This is a genomic window from Bacillus sp. SRB3LM, assembly GCF_015712745.1.
GTDB lineage: Bacteria > Bacillota > Bacilli > Bacillales > Bacillaceae_G > Bacillus_A > Bacillus_A thuringiensis_K.
Genome location: NZ_VWVQ01000070.1, coordinates 1 through 1,425 on the forward strand (window position 1 = coordinate 1; position 1,425 = coordinate 1,425).

The window sequence follows — 1,425 nt, forward strand, 5'->3', positions numbered from 1 at the left end:
ATGACACAAAGTCTTTTTTCGACCGATAATCCGAATCAACTAGCTCCCGGTGTGACCGATTACTGGATTGATTATGTGCATCAACAAGTTCAATCTCTACCAAATAGTTATGCAATAGAAAAACGGGAATTAAATACACAAGTGAATCAGGCAAAACGTCTGAGTAAATCACAAAATGTATTGCGCAGTGGGAGTTTTACAGGTGAAGGGTGGCAACTTGGACGCAAGGTGTTCATCTCATCAGGAGACTCACAATACGCGGGGCAGCAACTGGTGTTACCTCCTTCTTCCCTTGTATATCCATCTTATGCCTATCAGACTGTACCGGAATCAGTATTAAAACCGTATACACGTTATTATCTATCCGTTTTTGTCTTACAAGCGGATTCTCTACAAATTATGGCTTCCCGCTATGGAAATGAAGTCAATCAAGTCGTGAATGTAGCCTATTCTACGTCTCTGCCAACTTCTGTAGAAGGTGTTAACAGTAGTCCAAACTTCTTTCAATATCCAATTGATGTAGGTGCATTACATCCAGAAGCGAATATAGGCATTACAGTTGGTTTTACCGTACCGTCGAATGGATTCGCAAAAATAAGTCAAGTTTCCTTGACAGAGGGACGCCCACTAACTGCGGCAGAAATAAGAAAAGCACAAAACCAAGAGGAACAATGGCTACAACCCTATTTGGCGCAACAGGCACAAATCACTGCGGGTTTACAGCAGGCTACAAATCAATTAAATGCCATGTACGATTCATCCAATTGGAGCGGAACGATCGGACCAAACGTAAGTTATACCGATATAGAGAACTTAACAGCACTTCAAAACAGTGCTCCTCAAGAAGGATCTATGCCAGGTATACCAATGCAAGATCGATATGCACAACAAAAAGCAGCAATCTATCAAGCCGCTCTTCGCGCTTGGAATCAACTACAAGCACGGAATATTGTTCAAAATGGTTTGTTTCTTCAACAAGCACAAAACTGGAATATAGCCGGTACAGTGAGTTTCCCACAAGACAGTAATCGGAAACCTGTCTTGACATTATCGAATTGGGATAGCACAGTTACTCAAATCATTACCTTACCAAGTGAGGGCGGCAACACAGAGTATCGTGTTCGCGTTCGTGCCAAAGGACAAGGAACGATTTCCATTGTGCCACCAGGAAATCAAAGACATATGTTATTCTTCACCCAACCTACTTTTATGACCCAAGAATTCTATTTCTATCCAGATGCGAATACGAGCCAAGTGGATTTGATTATTCAATCAGAGGGTGCAGAGTTTACGGTAGATTGGGTAGAAGTACAAGAAATGATATATGAAGAAATCACACCACATAGTGTTTCAGGTGGAGATACAGTAATAAATACCATTGGGGTTGCTACTCCACTCGCACAACCAGGAGCATCTATAATGGCA

At 41.8% G+C, this 1,425-nt stretch carries 1 protein-coding gene; it reads left to right on the forward strand.

Annotated features, from left to right (window positions below; genetic code table 11):
* On the forward strand, positions 1-1,425 hold a 1,425-nt coding region (locus tag F3I02_RS21050; RefSeq protein ID WP_196478380.1), incomplete at both ends, for a hypothetical protein.